Annotated in this window: 17 protein-coding genes; 10 read left to right on the forward strand and 7 right to left on the reverse strand. The window is 72.7% G+C overall.

Annotated elements, in window-relative coordinates; all coding sequences use genetic code 11:
• The first annotated feature begins 139 nt into the window (after nt 1-139).
• The 4 genes from IZR02_RS13435 to IZR02_RS13450 all read left to right on the forward strand — a co-directional run bounded on the left by IZR02_RS13435 (nt 140) and on the right by IZR02_RS13450 (nt 6,824).
• Entirely contained in the window at nt 140-4,723 is a 4,584-nt protein-coding gene (locus IZR02_RS13435) for an ATP-dependent helicase (RefSeq protein WP_062765355.1), read from the forward strand.
• Nucleotides 4,724-4,767: 44 nt separating this feature from the next.
• The gene (locus IZR02_RS13440) at nt 4,768-5,562 is read left to right on the forward strand and encodes an EI24 domain-containing protein (RefSeq protein WP_062765358.1); all 795 of its coding nucleotides are present in this window, start codon (nt 4,768-4,770) and stop codon (nt 5,560-5,562) included.
• Nucleotides 5,562-6,335, forward strand: coding sequence for a DNA-formamidopyrimidine glycosylase family protein (locus IZR02_RS13445; protein WP_062765362.1), 774 nt, complete (start codon nt 5,562-5,564; stop codon nt 6,333-6,335). Before IZR02_RS13440 ends, IZR02_RS13445 begins: the two co-directional genes overlap by 1 nt.
• Nucleotides 6,336-6,416: 81 nt before the next feature.
• Nucleotides 6,417-6,824 (forward strand): DapH/DapD/GlmU-related protein, encoded by a 408-nt coding sequence (locus IZR02_RS13450; protein ID WP_025102471.1) that lies wholly within the window; start codon nt 6,417-6,419, stop codon nt 6,822-6,824.
• Nucleotides 6,825-6,830: 6 nt separating this feature from the next.
• Here the strand turns inward: IZR02_RS13450 and IZR02_RS13455 are convergent, their stop codons facing one another.
• Both IZR02_RS13455 and IZR02_RS13460 read right to left on the reverse strand, forming a co-directional pair.
• Complete coding sequence (locus IZR02_RS13455; RefSeq protein ID WP_062765367.1) at nt 6,831-7,490, reverse strand: LuxR C-terminal-related transcriptional regulator; 660 nt, start codon at nt 7,488-7,490, stop codon at nt 6,831-6,833.
• Nucleotides 7,483-8,709, reverse strand: coding sequence for an ATP-binding protein (locus IZR02_RS13460; protein ID WP_062765370.1), 1,227 nt, complete (start codon nt 8,707-8,709; stop codon nt 7,483-7,485). Before IZR02_RS13460 ends, IZR02_RS13455 begins: the two co-directional genes overlap by 8 nt.
• Nucleotides 8,710-8,823: 114 nt before the next feature.
• On the opposite strand from IZR02_RS13460, the gene IZR02_RS13465 reads away from it, so the two are divergent.
• Genes IZR02_RS13465 through IZR02_RS13485 form a run of 5 tightly spaced genes read left to right on the forward strand, consistent with a single transcriptional unit; the run spans nt 8,824 to nt 12,406 of the window.
• Nucleotides 8,824-10,386: a PspC domain-containing protein gene (locus tag IZR02_RS13465; protein WP_062765375.1), complete on the forward strand. Its 1,563-nt coding sequence runs from the start codon at nt 8,824-8,826 to the stop codon at nt 10,384-10,386.
• Nucleotides 10,383-10,658, forward strand: a complete 276-nt coding sequence (locus IZR02_RS13470; RefSeq protein ID WP_062765379.1) for a hypothetical protein — start codon at nt 10,383-10,385, stop codon at nt 10,656-10,658. Before IZR02_RS13465 ends, IZR02_RS13470 begins: the two co-directional genes overlap by 4 nt.
• Before the next feature lie 10 nt (nt 10,659-10,668).
• Nucleotides 10,669-11,418, forward strand: coding sequence for a substrate-binding domain-containing protein (locus IZR02_RS13475; protein WP_062765383.1), 750 nt, complete (start codon nt 10,669-10,671; stop codon nt 11,416-11,418).
• Between the two features lie 40 nt (nt 11,419-11,458).
• Nucleotides 11,459-12,175: a glutamine amidotransferase-related protein gene (locus IZR02_RS13480; protein WP_062765386.1), complete on the forward strand. Its 717-nt coding sequence runs from the start codon at nt 11,459-11,461 to the stop codon at nt 12,173-12,175.
• Nucleotides 12,176-12,220: 45 nt separating this feature from the next.
• Nucleotides 12,221-12,406, forward strand: a complete 186-nt coding sequence (locus IZR02_RS13485; protein ID WP_062765390.1) for a hypothetical protein — start codon at nt 12,221-12,223, stop codon at nt 12,404-12,406.
• A 78-nt stretch (nt 12,407-12,484) separates the two neighbouring features.
• Here IZR02_RS13485 and IZR02_RS13490 read toward each other — a convergent pair whose 3' ends face one another.
• On the reverse strand, nt 12,485-12,955 hold the full coding sequence (locus IZR02_RS13490) for a hypothetical protein (protein ID WP_062765395.1): 471 nt from the start codon (nt 12,953-12,955) through the stop codon (nt 12,485-12,487).
• A complete protein-coding gene (locus IZR02_RS13495; protein WP_217316522.1) occupies nt 12,952-14,166 on the reverse strand; it encodes a cation:proton antiporter in 1,215 nt (404 codons plus the stop codon). The genes IZR02_RS13490 and IZR02_RS13495 overlap by 4 nt, the downstream gene beginning before the upstream one ends.
• Nucleotides 14,167-14,249: 83 nt before the next feature.
• On the opposite strand from IZR02_RS13495, the gene purU reads away from it, so the two are divergent.
• Entirely contained in the window at nt 14,250-15,101 is an 852-nt protein-coding gene (gene purU / locus IZR02_RS13500) for a formyltetrahydrofolate deformylase (RefSeq protein ID WP_062632982.1), read from the forward strand.
• An 11-nt stretch (nt 15,102-15,112) separates the two neighbouring features.
• Here the strand turns inward: purU and IZR02_RS13505 are convergent, their stop codons facing one another.
• The 3 genes from IZR02_RS13505 to IZR02_RS13515 are packed head-to-tail and all read right to left on the reverse strand — an operon-like array spanning nt 15,113 to nt 16,825.
• Complete coding sequence (locus IZR02_RS13505) at nt 15,113-15,502, reverse strand: type II toxin-antitoxin system VapC family toxin (RefSeq protein WP_062765400.1); 390 nt, start codon at nt 15,500-15,502, stop codon at nt 15,113-15,115.
• Nucleotides 15,499-15,756 (reverse strand): type II toxin-antitoxin system Phd/YefM family antitoxin, encoded by a 258-nt coding sequence (locus IZR02_RS13510; protein WP_025102482.1) that lies wholly within the window; start codon nt 15,754-15,756, stop codon nt 15,499-15,501. Before IZR02_RS13510 ends, IZR02_RS13505 begins: the two co-directional genes overlap by 4 nt.
• Nucleotides 15,757-15,787: 31 nt before the next feature.
• Nucleotides 15,788-16,825: an NAD(P)H-dependent flavin oxidoreductase gene (locus tag IZR02_RS13515; RefSeq protein WP_062765405.1), complete on the reverse strand. Its 1,038-nt coding sequence runs from the start codon at nt 16,823-16,825 to the stop codon at nt 15,788-15,790.
• Nucleotides 16,826-16,875: the final 50 nt, after the last annotated feature.

Genomic DNA, 16,875 nt, shown 5'->3' on the forward strand with positions numbered 1-16,875 from the left:
GTTCCGTCTGCACGACCCGGGTCCGCCCGCACGACCGGAACCGTGGTTCCGTCGTGCGGGCGGAACCAGGTCGTGCGGGTGGCGCAGCCGGGTGTCAAGGTCCGGGCCGGATGTCGGTGGGGTCGGGAATGATGGAGGCATGAGCGACGTGCTCGACCGCTTCACCCCGGCCACACAGGACTGGTTCCGGGGTGCCTTCACCGCACCCACGCCGGCACAGGCGGGGGCGTGGGAGGCGATCTCCGCCGGCAAGCACGCCCTCGTCGTCGCTCCGACGGGCTCCGGCAAGACCCTGTCGGCGTTCCTCTGGGCGATCGACAGCGTGTTCCGCGAGCGCGCCGACCTCCCGGAGGAGCCGAAGAAGGACGGGTCCCGCACGCGGATCCTGTACATCTCCCCGCTCAAGGCCCTCGGCGTCGACGTGGAGCGCAACCTGCGCTCGCCCCTCATCGGCATCGGGCAGTCCGCGCGGCGACTCGGTCTCACCGCCCCCGGCATCACGGTGGGCGTCCGCTCCGGTGATACCACGTCGAGCGATCGCCGCAAGCTCGTGTCCGATCCACCCGACATCCTCATCACGACGCCCGAGTCGCTGTACCTCATGCTCACGAGCCGGGCCGGCGACACCCTGCGCGACGTGCACACGGTCATCATCGACGAGGTGCACGCGGTCGCCGCCACCAAGCGCGGCGCGCACCTCGCGGTGAGCCTGGAGCGCCTCGACGCCCTCCGCCGCTCCCACGGCGCGGAGACCGCGGCGCAGCGCATCGGCCTCTCGGCCACCGTCCGCCCGATCGACGAGGTCGCGCGCTTCCTCGGCGGCGCCGACCCGGTCGAGATCGTCGCTCCCCCGGCATCGAAGACCTTCGAGCTCGGCGTCGTCGTGCCGATGGACGACATGACCAACCCGCCACCCCCGCCCGGGGCGCCGCCGGAGGCCCCGGGGATCGATGCGGAGTACACCGAGGTCACCGGCTCGGTGTGGCCGCACGTCGAGGAGGCGATCGTCGACCGCATCCTCCAGAACAACTCGACCATCGTCTTCGCGAACTCCCGCCGCCTCGCCGAACGGCTGACCGGACGGTTGAACGAGATCTATGCGGAGCGGATCGGGGTCGCTCTTCCGGAGCCGACCGTGCCCGCCGCGATGATGGCACAGGCGGGGTCGACCGCCGGCGCCGATCCCGTACTCGCCAAGGCTCACCACGGCTCGGTGTCGAAGGAGCAGCGCGCGCAGGTCGAGGAGGAGCTGAAGTCGGGGGTGCTCCGCTGCGTGGTCGCCACGAGCAGCCTGGAGCTCGGCATCGACATGGGCGCCGTCGACCTCGTGATCCAGGTCGAGGCGCCGCCGTCCGCGGCCTCCGGGCTCCAGCGCGTGGGACGGGCCGGACACCAGGTCGGCGAGATCAGCCGCGCGGCCCTGTTCCCCAAGCACCGCGGGGACGTGCTGCACACCGCGATCGTGACGGAGCGGATGCTCGCGGGGAAGATCGAGGCCATCCAGGTGCCGCGGAACCCGCTCGACATCCTCGCCCAGCAGACCGTCGCGGCCAGCGCCCTCGGAGCGATCAGCGTCGAGGAGTGGTTCGAGACCGTCCGCCGTTCCGCCCCGTTCCAGTCGCTCCCCCGCTCCGCGTACGAGGCCACGCTCGACCTGCTGGCCGGCCGCTTCCCCTCCGACGAGTTCGCCGAGCTGCGCCCGCGCCTGGTCTGGGATCGCGACGCCGGCACGCTCACGGGCCGCCCGGGGGCACAGCGGATCGCGGTCACCAGCGGCGGCACCATCCCCGACCGGGGGCTGTTCGGCGTCTTCGTGGCCGGCGAGTCCACGGGCGCCCGAGTGGGCGAGCTCGACGAGGAGATGGTCTACGAGTCCCGCGTCGGCGACGTCTTCACCCTGGGCACCACGAGCTGGCGCATCGCCGAGATCACCCACGACCGCGTCAACGTCATCCCCGCCTACGGCCAGCCCGGCAAGGTGCCGTTCTGGCACGGCGACGGCATCGGCCGCCCGTTCGAGCTGGGCGAGGCGCTCGGGGCGTTCTCCCGCGAGGTGTCCGCCGCGAAGCCGGAGAAGGCGGAGCAGCGGCTCATCGCGGCCGGACTCGACGAGCAGGCGCGCGCCAACCTCCTCGCGCATCTCTCCGAGCAGCGGGAGGCCACGGGCACCCTGCCGACGGACCGTACGCTCACCGTGGAGCGCGGACACGACGAGGTCGGCGACTGGCGCGTCATCCTGCATTCCCCGTACGGCATGAAGGTGCATGCGCCCTGGGCGCTCGCCATCAATGCGCGCGTGCGGGAGCGTCTCGGCGTCGAGGGCTCCGCGGTGGCGAGCGACGACGGCATCATCGTGCGCATCCCCGACGCCGAGTCCGAGCCGCCCGGTGCGGAGCTCTTCGTGTTCGATCCGGACGAGCTCGAGCAGCTCGTCACGCAGGAGGTCGGCGGCTCGGCGCTGTTCGCCTCGCGGTTCCGCGAGTGCGCCGCGCGGGCGCTGCTCATGCCCCGCACGAACCCCAACCGCCGCACGCCGCTGTGGCAGCAGCGCCAGCGCTCGGCCCAGCTCCTCGAGGTCGCCCGCCGGCATCCCACCTTCCCCGTGATCCTGGAGACCCTGCGCGAGGTGCTGCAGGACGTCTACGACCTGCCGTCGCTCCGGAAGCTCGCGACGAGCATCGCCGACCGCCGCATCCGCCTCGTCGAGACCCAGCCGGGACAGCCGTCGCCCTTCGCGCGCGACCTCCTCTTCGGCTACGTCGGCGCGTTCATGTACGAGGGCGACTCGCCGCTGGCCGAGCGCCGAGCGGCCGCCCTGTCCGTCGATCCCGCGCTGCTCGGGGAGCTGCTGGGCACGGTCGAGCTGCGCGAGCTCCTCGACCCCGACGTCATCGCGCAGTTCGAGCGCGAGGCCCAGCGCCTCGACCCGGAGCGTCGGGCGCGCGGCCTGGAGGGCGTCGCCGACCTGCTCCGGCTGCTCGGGCCGCTCGACGCCGACGAGGTGGCGGCACGCCTCGATCCGGAGTCCACCGGCGGAGCGACCGCGGCGACGCTGCTCGACGACCTCGTGACCGCGCGGCGGGCCATCCCCGTCACGTTCGCCGGGGTGGCCAGGGTCGCCGCGATCGAGGACGCCGGGCGCCTGCGCGACGCGCTCGGAGCAGCCCTGCCGACCGGCATCCCCGTGGCCTTCCTCGAGCCCCTGGCGGATCCCCTCGGCGACCTCGTGGCCCGTCACGCCCGCACCCACGGCCCCTTCACCACCGCAGCCGTCGCCGAGCGCTTCGGTCTCGGCACCGCGGTCGCCCGGCACACCCTGCAACGTCTGGAGACGAACGGCCGCCTCACGAGCGGGTACTTCCTCCCCACCGCGGCCGGCAGCGGCGACGACATCGAGTGGTGCGACACCGAGGTGCTACGGCGGCTGCGCATGCGGTCGCTCGCGGCGATCCGCGGGTCCGTCGAGCCGGTCTCCCCGGAGGCCTATGCGCGGTTCCTGCCGGACTGGCAGCATCTCGGTCGACCCCTGGAGGGCATCGACGGCGTGCTCACGGTGATCGAGCAGTTCGCCGGGGTGCCCATCCCGGCCAGCGCCTGGGAGTCGCTCGTCCTGCCGTCGCGGGTGCGCGACTACAGCCCGGCGATGCTCGACGAGCTCACGGCCGCGGGCGAGGTGATCTGGTCGGGACACGGCACCCTCCCCGGGCGCGACGGGTGGGTCTCGCTGCACCCGGCCGATCTCGCCCCGTTCACCCTGCCCGATCCGGACGCGGAGATCGCCGCGGAGTCGCTGGAGGCGCGCCTCCTCGCGGCCCTCGCGGCGGGCGGCGCCTACTTCGCCGCGCAGCTCAAGGAGATGACCGGCGCCGAGAACGAGCAGTCGGTGCTGGAGGCCCTGTGGTCGCTGACGTGGTCCGGGCACGTCACCAACGACACGTTCGCGCCGATCCGCTCGCTGCTGACCGGGGGCTCCCAGGCCCACAAGGTCAAGCGTCGCGCCCCGCGTGCGCGTACCTATCGCGGCATGTCGCTCACGCGCACCGCTCCGCGCCCGGCCTCCATCGGCGGTCGCTGGTCGCTGCTCCCCGAGGTCGAGACCGATCCGGCGCGGCGCGCGACCGTCACCGCCGGACTGCTCCTCGACCGCTACGGGGTGGTCACCCGCGGAGCCGTGCAGTCGGAGGGCGTCCCCGGCGGATTCGCCCAGGCGTACCGCGTGCTGGCCGGGTTCGAGGAGGCGGGGCACTGCCGCCGCGGCTACGTGATCGAGAAGCTCGGCGCCGCTCAGTTCGCCGCCTCCGCCACGGTCGACCGCCTCCGCACGTACGCCGGCCTCGCCGACCCACCACCGCGGAAAGCCGTCACCCTGGCGGCCACCGACCCGGCGAACCCGTACGGCGCGGCGCTCGGGTGGCCGAAGCTCGAGGGCGTGTCGCATCGACCCGGCCGCAAGGCCGGGGGCCTCGTGGTGCTCGTCGACGGCGCCCTCGTCCTGTCGCTCGAGCGCGGCGGACGGACCGTGCTGTGCTTCACGGACGACGAGGAGGTCCTGCAGGCCGCCGCCGCCGACCTCGCGACGACGGCCAGGGACCGCCGCCTCGACACGCTCACCGTCGAGAAGGTGAACGGCGAGGGGGTCTACGGCACGATCCTCGGGCGGGCTCTGCAGGAGGCGGGCTTCGTGCAGACGCCGCGCGGCTTCACGCTCCGCAAGGCCGTCTGACCCGGCCTCACCACGACCACTACTGACCCCCCTACCCTGGAGCCATGATCCGAGAGTTCGCCGCCGGCGTCCGCACCCTGTTCCGCGGCTTCGGCGTGTGGCGCACCCGTCCGGGCCTGATGGCGCTCGGGCTCGTCCCCGCGATCATCGCGCTCGTGCTCCTCGCCGCCGTCCTCGTGCCGCTGGTCCTGTCGCTGCCCTCGCTGTCGGCCTGGCTCACCCCCTTCGCCGACGGATGGGTCGAGCCCTGGCGCGGGTTCCTGCGGACCGCGGTCAGCCTCGTGGTGGTCGCCGCCGCGCTCGCGCTGGCCAGTTCGGTGTTCAGCGCCCTCACCCTCACGATCGGCGACCCGTTCTACCAGCGGATCTGGCACGCCGTGGAGAAGGACCTCGGCGACCCGCCTCCCGCCGACGGCGGCAGTTTCTGGACCACCGTCGGTGAAGGTCTCCGACTGGTCGTGCTCGGCATCCTCATCGCCCTCCTCGTGCTCCTCATCGGCCTCGTGCCCGGTGTCGGCGGCGTCCTCGGCGCGGTGTCCGGCGTGGTCCTCACGGGCCGCCTGCTCGCGCGGGAGCTGACCGGTCGAGCCTTCGATGCGCGCGATCTCAGCCCCGCCGCCCGCGCCGCGCTGTTCTCCGGCAGTCGCGCCCGCGTGCTCGGCTTCGGGGTCGCCACCCAGCTCTGCTTCCTCATCCCGGGCGGCGCCGTCGCCGTGATGCCGGCCGCGGTCGCGGGAAGCACGATGCTGGCGCGCGACATGCAGGCCCGCACCCCGCTCGCGGTCGCCACCCCCGCACCGGCGCCGGGACGGCACGACCGCACGACCGGGATCGCCTGATGCCTGAGGGCGATACCGTCTTCCGCACGGCCCGCCGCCTGGACGAGGCCCTCGCGGGCGGCGAGGTCACGCGCTTCGACCTCCGCGTGCCGCGCTTCGCGACCCTCGATCTGACCGGACAGCGGGTGCACGGCGCCGTCCCCCGTGGCAAGCACCTGCTGCTGCGGATCGGCGAGAGTACGCTGCATTCGCATCTGCGCATGGACGGCGCCTGGTTCGTATACCGGCCCGGTGAGAAGTGGCGGCATCCCGCGTTCAAGGTGCGGGCGATCGTGGGCACGGCGGAGCGCGAGGCGGTCGGCGTGGACATCGCCGAAGTCGAGGTCGTCCCCACCCGCGATGAAGACGACCTCGTCGGCTACCTCGGCCCCGACCCCCTCGCCGCCGACTGGGACCCGATCGAGGCCGCGCGACGACTCAGCGCCGACACCCGGGCCATCCACGTCGCCCTGCTCGATCAGCGCAACGTCGCGGGCTTCGGCAACGAGTACGCGGCAGAACTCCTGTTCCTCCGCGGAATCCTGCCGACCACTCCGACCCCGGAGGTCGACGTCGCCGCCCTCCTCGACCTGGGCGTGCGGACCATCCGCGCGAACCGCGACCGCCGCAACCGCACCTTCACTGGCATCGACCGCCCAGGGCAGGCGACGTGGGTCTACGGACGCGCCGGACGCCCCTGCCGACGCTGCGGAACCCTCATCCGCCGCGGGGAGCTGGGGGCCGATCCGACCCGCGAGCGGATCACGTTCTGGTGCCCTCGGTGTCAGCGTTGAGCCGTATCCATCCGCGGGAATGAATATCCCCCTCCCGTGGTTGTTGATATATCCGGAGAACTCCGGAGCACGGGAGGAATCGTGGGCAAGAACTACGTCGACATCGAGAACGACCACGGAGCGACGCTGCGGTACCGCAAGCACGCCAACGGTCGCGGTCTCGTCGCGCATGGCGCCAAGGTGCATCCGAAGGCGCACATCGAGGCGGGAGCCTACATCGAACCGGGAGCACGCGTCGGAGCGGGGGCCATCGTCGCCCGCGGTGCGTGGGTGGACGAGGACGCCGTGATCGGCGAGGGCGCGTACATCGACGCCCACGCGCACGTCGGCCAGGGCGCGGCGGTCGGCGATCACGCGCACGTCGGCGTCCGCACCGACATCGGTGCCGGGGCCCGCATCGTGCGAGGCGCCCGCATCGGCGACGACGAGACGGTCGCGGCGGGGCTCACCGTCGCCACCGATCAGAAGGGTCTCTGGCTGGCGGCCTGACCGCTCTCAGAGCAGTCGCCGCTCCGAGGCCCACGCGGTGAGCTCGTGGCGGGAGGAGAGCTGCAGCTTGCGCAGCACCGATGAGACGTGGGTTTCCACGGTCTTGATGGAGATGAAGAGGGCGGCGGCGACCTCCTTGTAGGCGTAGCCGCGGGCGATCAGTCGCATCACCTCCTGCTCGCGCGAGGAGAGGCGGTCGAGCTCGTCCGTCGCGGTGGCGGTCTCGCCGGCCACGGCGCCGAACGCGTCGAGCACGAACCCCGCGAGCCGCGGCGAGAACACCGCGTCCCCCTCGGCGACGGCGCGCACGGCCTCGCTCACCTCGCGGCCCGATGACCCCTTGGTGATGTAGCCGCGCGCCCCAGCCCGGATCACCCGCACGACGTCGGCCGCCGCATCGGAGACGCTCAGCGCGAGGAACCGCGTCGCGGTCGGTCGCGTCCCTCGGATCACGGCCTCCCCACCCGTCGCGTCGTCGCCCCCACCGCCGGGGAGGTGCACATCGAGGAGCACCACGTCCGGGGCCGTCTCCACGATCACGGCGATCGCGGAGGGCACGTCCGCCGCCTCGCCCACGACCTCGACGCTCGCATCGAGATCGGCCCGCAGGCCCGAGCGGAAGATGGAGTGGTCGTCGACGATCACGACGCGGAGACGGTCAGCCACGGGGCTCCTGTCGGATCGGTCCCCGCTCCGGGGACGAGATGGTGGGCAGGCGCAGATGCACCTCGGTACCGGCGTCGTCGCTGCGCACCGACCCCGTGCCGCCCGCGCGACGCAGCCGCCCGATGATCGACTCCCGCACGCCGAGCCGATCGCCGGGCACCTCGTCGAGCCGGAATCCGGGACCGCGGTCGCGGACGAACACGTCGACGCCGTCGACACGACCCTCGATGTAGACGGAGATCTCGCCGCCCGCGTGCCGGGCGGCGTTCAGCATCGCCTCCCGGGCCGCGGCCGCCAATTCCCCGCTCGCCCGCTCCGCCGACAGCCCGGCCGAGACCACCTCGATCCGGACCGGGTGGTCGATCTCGAGCGCTCCGGCGTAGTCGCGCAGGTCGGTCGGCAGGTCGCTGTCCGCCGGAGCATCGCCGTCGTACAGCCAGGCACGCAGCTCCCGCTCCTGCGCGCGGGCCAGCCGTGCCGCCTCGCTCGATGCCCCGGCCCGGTTCTGGATGAGGGCGAGCGTCTGCAGCACCGAGTCGTGCAGGTGGGCGGCCATGACGCTGCGCTGCTCCTCCCGGATGCGGCGCACGCGCTCCCCCGCCAGCTCCCGCCAGCGCGGGATGAGGGCCGAAGCCACCACCGCCACCAGCCCGGCCAGCGGGAGCAGCACGAGCACGACACCCGAGCGCGCGATCGGCCACGAGAGGAGCAGGAGGACCACGAGGCCGAGGATGAGCACCGCGAGGATGCGGACGGTGGTGGTGTGCCGAGGGCCGCGGGCCGTGTCGGTGCGATCGATGAGCGTGGCCCACAGCCCGGAGGCGGTCGCGCACAGCGTGGTGCCGCCGACGACCACGGCCGCCATTCCCGGAGGGATCGAGCCGTTCAGCCAGTCGCTGCCCCCGCGCCACACCACGACGACGAGGGCACCGACGGCCGCGGGGACCAGCAGGAGCCAGGCGACCGGGAGGCGACGCGTCGGCGCCGTCGTCCCCTCCGTCCACGGCATGAAGGTCCAGCACCAGGCGTACAGGAGCACACCCGCGCCACCGCAGAGCGCCAGGGCGACGAACAGCGCCCGCACCAGCCCGACGCGCACACCGAGGTGGCGTGCGAACCCGGCGCTCACTCCGGTCACGAGAGCATCGCGATCGCGGGTCAGCGCCGGACGCGCGGTCGCCGGCGCGGGGCCGGGGAGCGTGGAGACGGCGGAGGGCATACGGTCATCCAATCATCCGCCTCCGCTCTCCGGGACCTCCCTGTCGCGGAATCAGGGTGCACTCAGGGGATCCCCCCATGGCCCCGCGGCGCCGCCGACCGCGAGGATCGACTCATGACGATTCCGACCGCTCCGCCACCGCCCGCCGACCACGAGGCACCGGCACCGGAAGCGCCCCGCCGACCGCGCGGCGCCGACCGCTTCCTGCTGTGGGTCGCCGGCCTCGGGGTGGTGCGCACCGACGGCTGGCTCGGCGGTGTCGCGGCGGGCATCGCGATCCGCCTCCGCATCGATCCGCTGATCGTGCGCGGGGTCCTCGTCGTCGCCGCCCTCGTCGGTCTTCCGGCCCTGTTCCTGTACGCCCTCGCCTGGGCGGTGCTGCCGGACGTGGACGGCCGCGTGCATCTGCGTGATCTGCTGCAGCGCCGGTACGACCCCGTGCAGCTCGGCATCCTCGCCCTCGCCGTGACCGGCCTCTTCCCGACGGCGCCGCTCGCCGGGCGCCTGTTCGGCCTCGGCTACGACGGCTGGTCGGCACTGTCGACGGTCACCTGGGTGGCCGGGCTCGTGCTCGCCGCCGCCTTGCTCTTCCTCATCGTGCGTGCCGCGCGCCGCACTCCGGGCGCTTCCGCGCCGGATCCGGCGGGGGCTTCCGCAGATCCGGCGGCCCCGGCCGCGTCCGCCCCCGACGCGGGTTCGGGTCCCGCCACGGGGGCGGACGCCATTCCCTCCATGGCGACGGATGGTCCGGTCTCGGTACCGCTCGCCGACGCCGTCGGGCACGACGTCCTCGCCATTCCCGCACCTCCCGCACCCCTGCCTCCGGGCACCCAGGACCCCGCCGCGCTGGAGGCCTGGCGCGCCCAGCACGCCGCCTGGAAGGAGCAGGATCAGGCCTGGCGCCGCCAGCAGCAGGATGCGGAGCGAGCCGCACGCGACCAGCTCCGCCGGGAGCGTCAGGCCGAGGCGGCCGTGTTCGCCGCCGCAGCCGCGGAGCGCCGACGTATCCGCCGCGCGTCGAATCCGCGCGCCGGCTTCGCCTTCGTCATGACCGCCCTCGGACTCGCGATCGTCGTCGGCGCCGGCGTGGGACTCGCCGTCGGTGAAGCTTTCGGCGGCGCGCTGGGGCTGTTGTCCGGCGCGCTGGTCCTGGCCCTGGCGATGATCACGGCCGGAGCCCTCCGTCGCCGCAGCGGCGCCCTGGCCTTCCTCACCGTGGTGACGCTGGCCGCGGGTCTCCTCACGGGCTTCCTGTCCACGATGCCCGGCCTCACCCTCGGGTACGCCTCTCTCACGAACAACCAGGAGGCGCACGTCCGACAGCCGTTCGACGACCTGTACCTGCAGCTCCACCGGCACGACGGCGGCCCCCGCCCGATCGAGATCGAGAAGGGGTCGGGGCGGACCGAGATCTTCGTCGACGCCGGCGTACAGCTGCAGCTCCGCGGCACCGTCGGCGACGGAGTGGAGGTGAGCTGGCTCCGCGTCGATCCGGACGATCCGATGGTCATGGACACCGGCGTCATCGCCGCCACGCCGCGGGGTGACGAGAACGTCATCTCCGCGAACATCTCCGCCGAGGAGGGCAGTCCCTCGACGATCCAGCCCGTGACCATCGACCAGGCGAGCGGCGTCATCGTCGTGACCTTGCAGGAGCCCGAGGAGGGCCAGGAATGAGCACCGAGACCGTCACCGCACCCCGGGTGCGCTGGGCAGCCGTCATCTGGGGGACGACCTTCGCCGCGATCGCCGCGGGGGCGCTGTGGTTCCTCACCGATACGGAGCGCCGCGCCGCGCTGGCCGACGGCGTCGGGACGATGACTCCCGCCACCCTGCTCACGATCGTGCTCCTCACGGCGGGGGCCTTGTTCCTCGTCGGCGGTGTCGCCGGACTGGCCCGGCGGACCCAGCGGAACTCCCCCGCCGAGGACTCGGAGGACGCCGAGTAGCCTGGATCCCATGGCGCACCAGGGACGACGACCCGCGAAGGGCTCCGGCAAGGGCTCACCCGCCCACCGGGGCCGTGCCGCGGGCGGCGGCTCACGCCAGGGGAAGCCGGCTCCGCGCCGCGCACCCCGCGCCGAGAAGGTGGTGTTCGACGCACCGACCGCCGCACCCGAGGAGCCGCGGACGTTCCGCCTCGGCGCCGTGCCCGGAGCGACGCCGGGCAAGTGGATCGACACGTGGAAGCGGCGCCTGCCCCACGTGGCCCTCGAACTCGTCCCGATCGAGGTCTCCGGGCAGCGAGAGGCGCTCGACGATCTCGACGCCGCCCTCGTGCGCCTCCCGCTGGACGACGACGCCCTGCACGTCATCCCGCTGTACGGCGAGGTCCCGGTCGTCGTGGCCTCGACCGATTCGCACCTGCTCGCGGCGGACGAGCTGACGACCGCCGACCTCGACGGCGAGGTGCTGCACTCCCTGTCCGACGACGTGCTCGGGCCGGTGGAGGTGCCGGGCACCATCCCCGCACGCGGCGGCCCCCTGTCGACCGCCGACGCGATCGCCACGGCGGCGACGGGTGTCGGCATCGTCCTCGTGCCGATGTCGCTGGCCCGACTGCACCACCGGAAGGACGCCGACTACCGGGTCCTCGCCGACGGCCCGGTCTCGACGGTCGCACTCGCCTGGCCCCGTGCCCGCACGACGCCCGATGTGGAGACGTTCGTCGGGATCGTCCGAGGACGCACCGCGAACTCGTCCCGCTGAGCCGTCGGGCCCGCACCCTCCCCCTCGTTAGAATCGCCTGATGGCCTCGCTTCTCTACGTCTGCGTGCGACCCGAGACCGGGGCGGCGGATGCCGAGCACGCCTCGTTCCGGCGGGCGCTCGGAGTCGACGTGGTCGATCGTCTCGATCTGCTGCACGAGCCGCTGACCGAGGCCCACCTGGATCAATACCGCGGGGTCGTCATCGGCGGTTCTCCCTTCAACGTCACCGACGTCGAGAAGACCCCGGTGCAGCGGCGCGTGGAGGCCGATCTGGAGACGCTCGCCCGCGCCGCACGGGAACAGCGGATCGCCGCGTTCTTCACCTGCTTCAGCATCGGGGTGCTCACCCGGCTCCTCGGCGGCGAGGTCGTGACGACCATGCCGGAGGCGGCGAGCGCGACGGTCATCGACACGACGCCCGACGGCGCGGTCGATCCCGTGTTCGGCCCGTCCGGCCCCGCGCTCACCGTGTTCACCGCGCACAAGGAGAGCGCCGCGACGACTCCGCCGGGGGCGGTGCTGCTCGCCACCAACGCGGTCTGCCCCGTGCAGGCCTACCGGGTGGGGACGCACCTGTATGCCGCGCAGTTCCATCCCGAGCCGACGCCGCGCGACTTCGCCGATCGGATGACGTTCTACCGCACGACGGGGTACTTCGATCCGGCGCAGTTCGACGCGGTGCAGCAGGAGGTCCTCGCGGCCTCGGTCACCGAGGGCGCCGCTCTGCTCCGCCGCTTCGCCGAGCTGTTCGGCTGAGCGATACCCGGCGCGTAGAGGTGGCGTCGACGGCAGAATGCAGGGATGAAGTCTGTATGGATCGTGTTCGACGACGAGGATGACGCTGGCATCTACGGCGTCTTCGACAACCGCGAGGACGCGGATACCTATGCCGATGAGGTCAGTCACATGTCCTCGAATGGCATGAAGATTGCGGATTTTCCGGTGCCATGGCGCCTGACGGACAGGGCCACGCGCATAGAGATCTGACACCTTGCGGTGGGTCGGAGCGCATGTGCTCGCTCTTACAGACGAGGCGACGGTCGACGCCGAGACGTTCGGCTGAGATCAGGACGGCGCGTCGCCGCGGAGCAGCGGGATGCGCTCGCGCAGGTAGGCATCCAGCGGCATGAAACCGCCCGCCTGACTCCAGCGCACCGACGGCACGCCGTCAAGGAGCGCGAGCGGACCGGAGGAGCCTCCGGCGTCCACCGCGTCGACGTCGATCACGCTCCAGCCGACGTGCACGACATCCCCCTCGTGGAAGCCGCCGCGCAGGGCGAGGGCCCGGCGCTCGGCCCGTGCGCGCGCCGACTCGGCGGTGTATCCCCGACGCCCCGGGTCCGCCGCGCGGAGCACCTCCGCCGTCGCCAGGGCATGCGTGTCGGTGAGCAGGATGACGCCGAGGTGCCAGGCCTCGCCGACACGGACGATCCGACGCCCGCGCCAGCGCGAGTCCTTCTCCTCGCCCAGCCCCTCCTTGGGGGCGCCGGCGAGATCCTGCACGGCCTGGGTCAGCAGGGCGGAGGCGGTGGTCACAGCTCCCCCAGCGTGGTCTGGTCGGCAAGGCGCGGGCCCGCGACCTGCGCACGATCGCCCCGCAGCGTCATCCCGATCAGCGGGTACAGGAGCACCGACAGCATGCCCGCCCCGACCAGCGCGGCCGCGGTCCCGGAGTCGAGCATGTCCTGATCCACGCCGATCGCTGTGACCGCGACGATGATCGGCAGCCCGGTGGCTGCGAGCAGGCCGAGCGCGGCGCGGTCGCGTCCGCTCGCGCCCGCCGGGGCGGACAGCTGGGCGGCCGATCCGCGGATCACCAGGAGCGCCAGCAGGAACACCGGCACCAGGGACATCGCCGAGGGAGACGTCAGCAGCGCCTGCAGGTCGAAGGTCACCCCCGTGTAGAGGAAGAACACCGGGACGAGGAAGCCGAACGCCAGACCCTCGATCTTGCTCTCGACCTCCGCCGCATCCTTCTCGGGCGCCCGCGCCATGATGATGCGCCAGATGGCCCCCGCGACGAAGGCGCCGAGGAGCATGTCCAGGTCGAGCATCACGCTGAGGCCGACGAGGGCCGCGATGATGAGGATCACGAAGCGCACCCCGAACTGGTCGGAGGTGTGGAGGGTCGCGCGCACGATGCCGTGCAGGCGCCCGTGCGGCACCCGGTGCGCGACGAGGACGGCGAGTCCCGCCAGCACGACGAAGGTCAGCAGCACCGCCGTGGCCAGGGGCGTCGTCCGGGTGCTGAGGAAGATCGAGATCGCGATCAGCGGCAGGAACTCCCCCACGGCGCCGATCGTGCTGATGGCACGGCCGAACGGGGTGTCCAGCTCCTTCGCATCGCGCAGGATCGGCATCAGCGTGCCGAGAGCGGTCGAGCTCAACGCGATCCCGATGACGACCATGCCCTCGCCCGGGGCGAAGAAGAACCCGAGCCCGATGCCCAGCAGCACGCTGAGCAGCCAGCCCAGCGACGCCCGGGCGAGGGGCTTCCCGGCCACCTGGCGGAAGTCGATCTCCGAGCCGGCGACGAAGAACAGCACCGCCAGGCCGAAGTCGCTGAGCTTCTCCAGAAGGGGGCCCGGTTCGACCCAGCCGAGCACGGCGGGGCCGACGAGGATCCCGAGGACGAGCTCGAACACGACGATCGGCACCCGGACGAGCGGGCGGACGCCGCGAGCCAGAAGCGGTGCGGCCACCGCCAGCAGCGGGATCAGCACCAGTCCGACGTCGCTCGCATCCACGGTCTCAGGGTAGCGACGCCGTGGGCGATTCGCTCCCCACCCGCGCGGCACGGCAGAATCGATGCACACCCCGAGGAGCAGCCATGACCCAGCCCGATACCGCCCGCCTGCTGATCGCCTGCGACGACCAGCCCGGCATCGTCGCCGCGGTCGCCGGCGTGCTCGCCCAGCACGGGGCCAACATCATCTCGCTCGACCAGCACTCGACCGACTCCGAGGGCGGGCGGTTCTTCCAGCGCACCGTCATCCACCTCGACGGGCTGGCCGCCGCGCGCCCCGCGCTGGAGGCCGACATCGCGACTGTCGCCGAGCGCTTCGGCATGGAGTGGTCGCTGCACGACGTCGCCCGCCGCAAGCGCGTGGCGATCTTCGTGTCGAAGTACGACCACTGCCTGATGGAGCTGCTGTGGCGCACGCAGCGCGGGCAGCTCGACATCGACATCACCATGGTCGTCTCGAACCACCCCGACCTCGCCGAGGCCGTCCGCTCCTTCGGCGTGCCGTTCGTGCACATCCCCTCGACGGACAAGCAGGCGATGGAGGAGCGTCAGCTCGACCTGCTCCGCGGCAACGTCGACCTCGTCGTGCTCGCCCGGTACATGCAGATCCTCAGCGACGACTTCATCACGCGCCTCGAAGCCCCCGTCATCAACATCCACCACTCGTTCCTGCCCGCGTTCATCGGCGCGAACCCCTACGCCAGGGCGAAGGAGCGCGGCGTGAAGCTGATCGGGGCCACGGCGCACTACGCCACGGCCGACCTCGACGAGGGGCCGATCATCGAGCAGGACGTCACGCGGGTCACGCACTCCGAGTCCGCGGCCGAGCTTCAGAGCCGGGGCGCCGACGTCGAGCGTCTGGTGCTGGCCCGGGCCGTGCAGTGGCACGCCGAGGACCGGGTGATCGTGCACGGCCGCTCGACCGTCATCCTATAGCGCTCCGCCGCTCAGCGGTCGAGGATGTCCACGGCGAGCCCGTGCGACGCGGCGGCGAGGCGCTTGTCGTTCGTCCACAGCTCCGTGCACCCCGACAGCTGGGCGGCGGCGAGGTGCAGCGCGTCCGGGGTCTTCAGGCCGAAGTCGGCACGGAGCTCGGCCGATCGGACGAACGCGGTCGTATCGAGCGCGACGATCTCCATCCGCTCGAAGAGAGCCAGGTACCGGTCACGGAGCTCCGGATTGCGCTCGCGGGCGGGGAGCACGAGGCATTCGTGGAGCGCCAGCGGACTCGACGCCACCTCGTCATCGACGTCGCGGAGTGCCTGCCGCACGGCATCGCCCCTCGGACCGCGGTCCTCGATGGCGTAGATGAGGATGCACGAGTCGAGATAGATCATTCCCAGGCGTCCCGGTTCTCGGCGACCTGCGCGTCCAGTTCCTCGGCGGTCCGAGCGAGCCGGGGCGGAAGCGGATGCTGTTCGATCCACTCGACGAGGAGGCGGCCGCTCCGCACCACGTCGACCGGACCGATGGGGACCAGACGGGCGACCGGAGTGCCCCGCTTCGTGATGACCACGTCCTCACCCGCCTGGGACTCGGCGATCAGGCGCGAGAGGTTGTTGCGCGCTTCCAAGACGTTCTGCGTGGACATGACGCCATTCTAGCCAGGAACCTGGCGTTCCTCACCGGCCGGAGACTCCGGCTGCCAGCTCCGCGAAGACCTCGGCAGCGGTGGTCCCGCGCGCGAGAGGGGCGGCCTGCCCCATCCACAGCGACTGCAGCTCGCCGAGATTCTGCTCCCCTGCCGCCGTGCGGAAGCGTCCGGTGAGCCAGTTCTGCATCGGGAACGGGGCGATCGTGCCGCTCGCCTCGATCGCCCGCACCGCGCGGTTGCGGGCTCCGCGGGCGAGGCGTCCGCTCATCGCCCTGGTCAGCACGGTCTCGTCGGCGGCGGTGGACCGGATGGCGTCGCGGTGCGCGGCCGTCGCGGCGGACTCGGCGGTCGCGAGGAACGCCGTCCCCACCTGCACGCCGGAGGCGCCGAGGGCGAAGGCCGCAGCGACCCCGCGGCGGTCCGCGATCCCGCCGGCGGCGATGACGGGCACGTCGACGGCGTCCACGACCTGCGGCACGAGCGCGACGGTTCCCACGAGCGACTCGGCCGCGGGGCGGAGGAACGACACCCGGTGCCCGGCCGCCTCGGCTCCCGAGGCGACGACCGCATCGACTCCGGCCTCGGCGAGTGCGACGGCTTCCGCGACCGTGGTGGCGGTGCCCACGACGCGGATGCCGCGGTCGCGGGCTTCGGTGACGAGAGCGGCGGACGGCACCCCGAACACCACGCTCAGCACGGCCGGGGCGACCTCCCAGATCGCGTCGAGCTGCTCGTCGAGCTCGGGGACGTAGCGCTCGGGCCGGGCTGGCACCGGAACCCCGACGGCCTCGTAGAACGGCTCCAGCGCCTGGGCGAAGACCGCGTGCTGCGGGTTCGGCGCGACCTCGTCCCCCAGGGGCAGCCAGATGTTCAGGGCGAAGGGCCGGTCGGTGGCGCGGTGCAGCTCGGCCCCGACGGCGCGGATCCGGTCGCCGTCGTAGCCGTACAGTCCGTACGACCCCAGCCCGCCGGCCGCGCTCACCGCCGCCGTCAGCGCCACCGACGAGCTCCCCCCGAACGGTCCCAGCACGATCGGATGCTCGACTCCCAGAAGTTCTGTCGCCATACCCCGACCGTACGCCCTTCGAATCGCCTGAATGGCTCCATCGGCGGCCC

Source organism: Microbacterium paraoxydans (assembly GCF_019056515.1).
Taxonomy (GTDB): Bacteria; Actinomycetota; Actinomycetes; order Actinomycetales; family Microbacteriaceae; genus Microbacterium.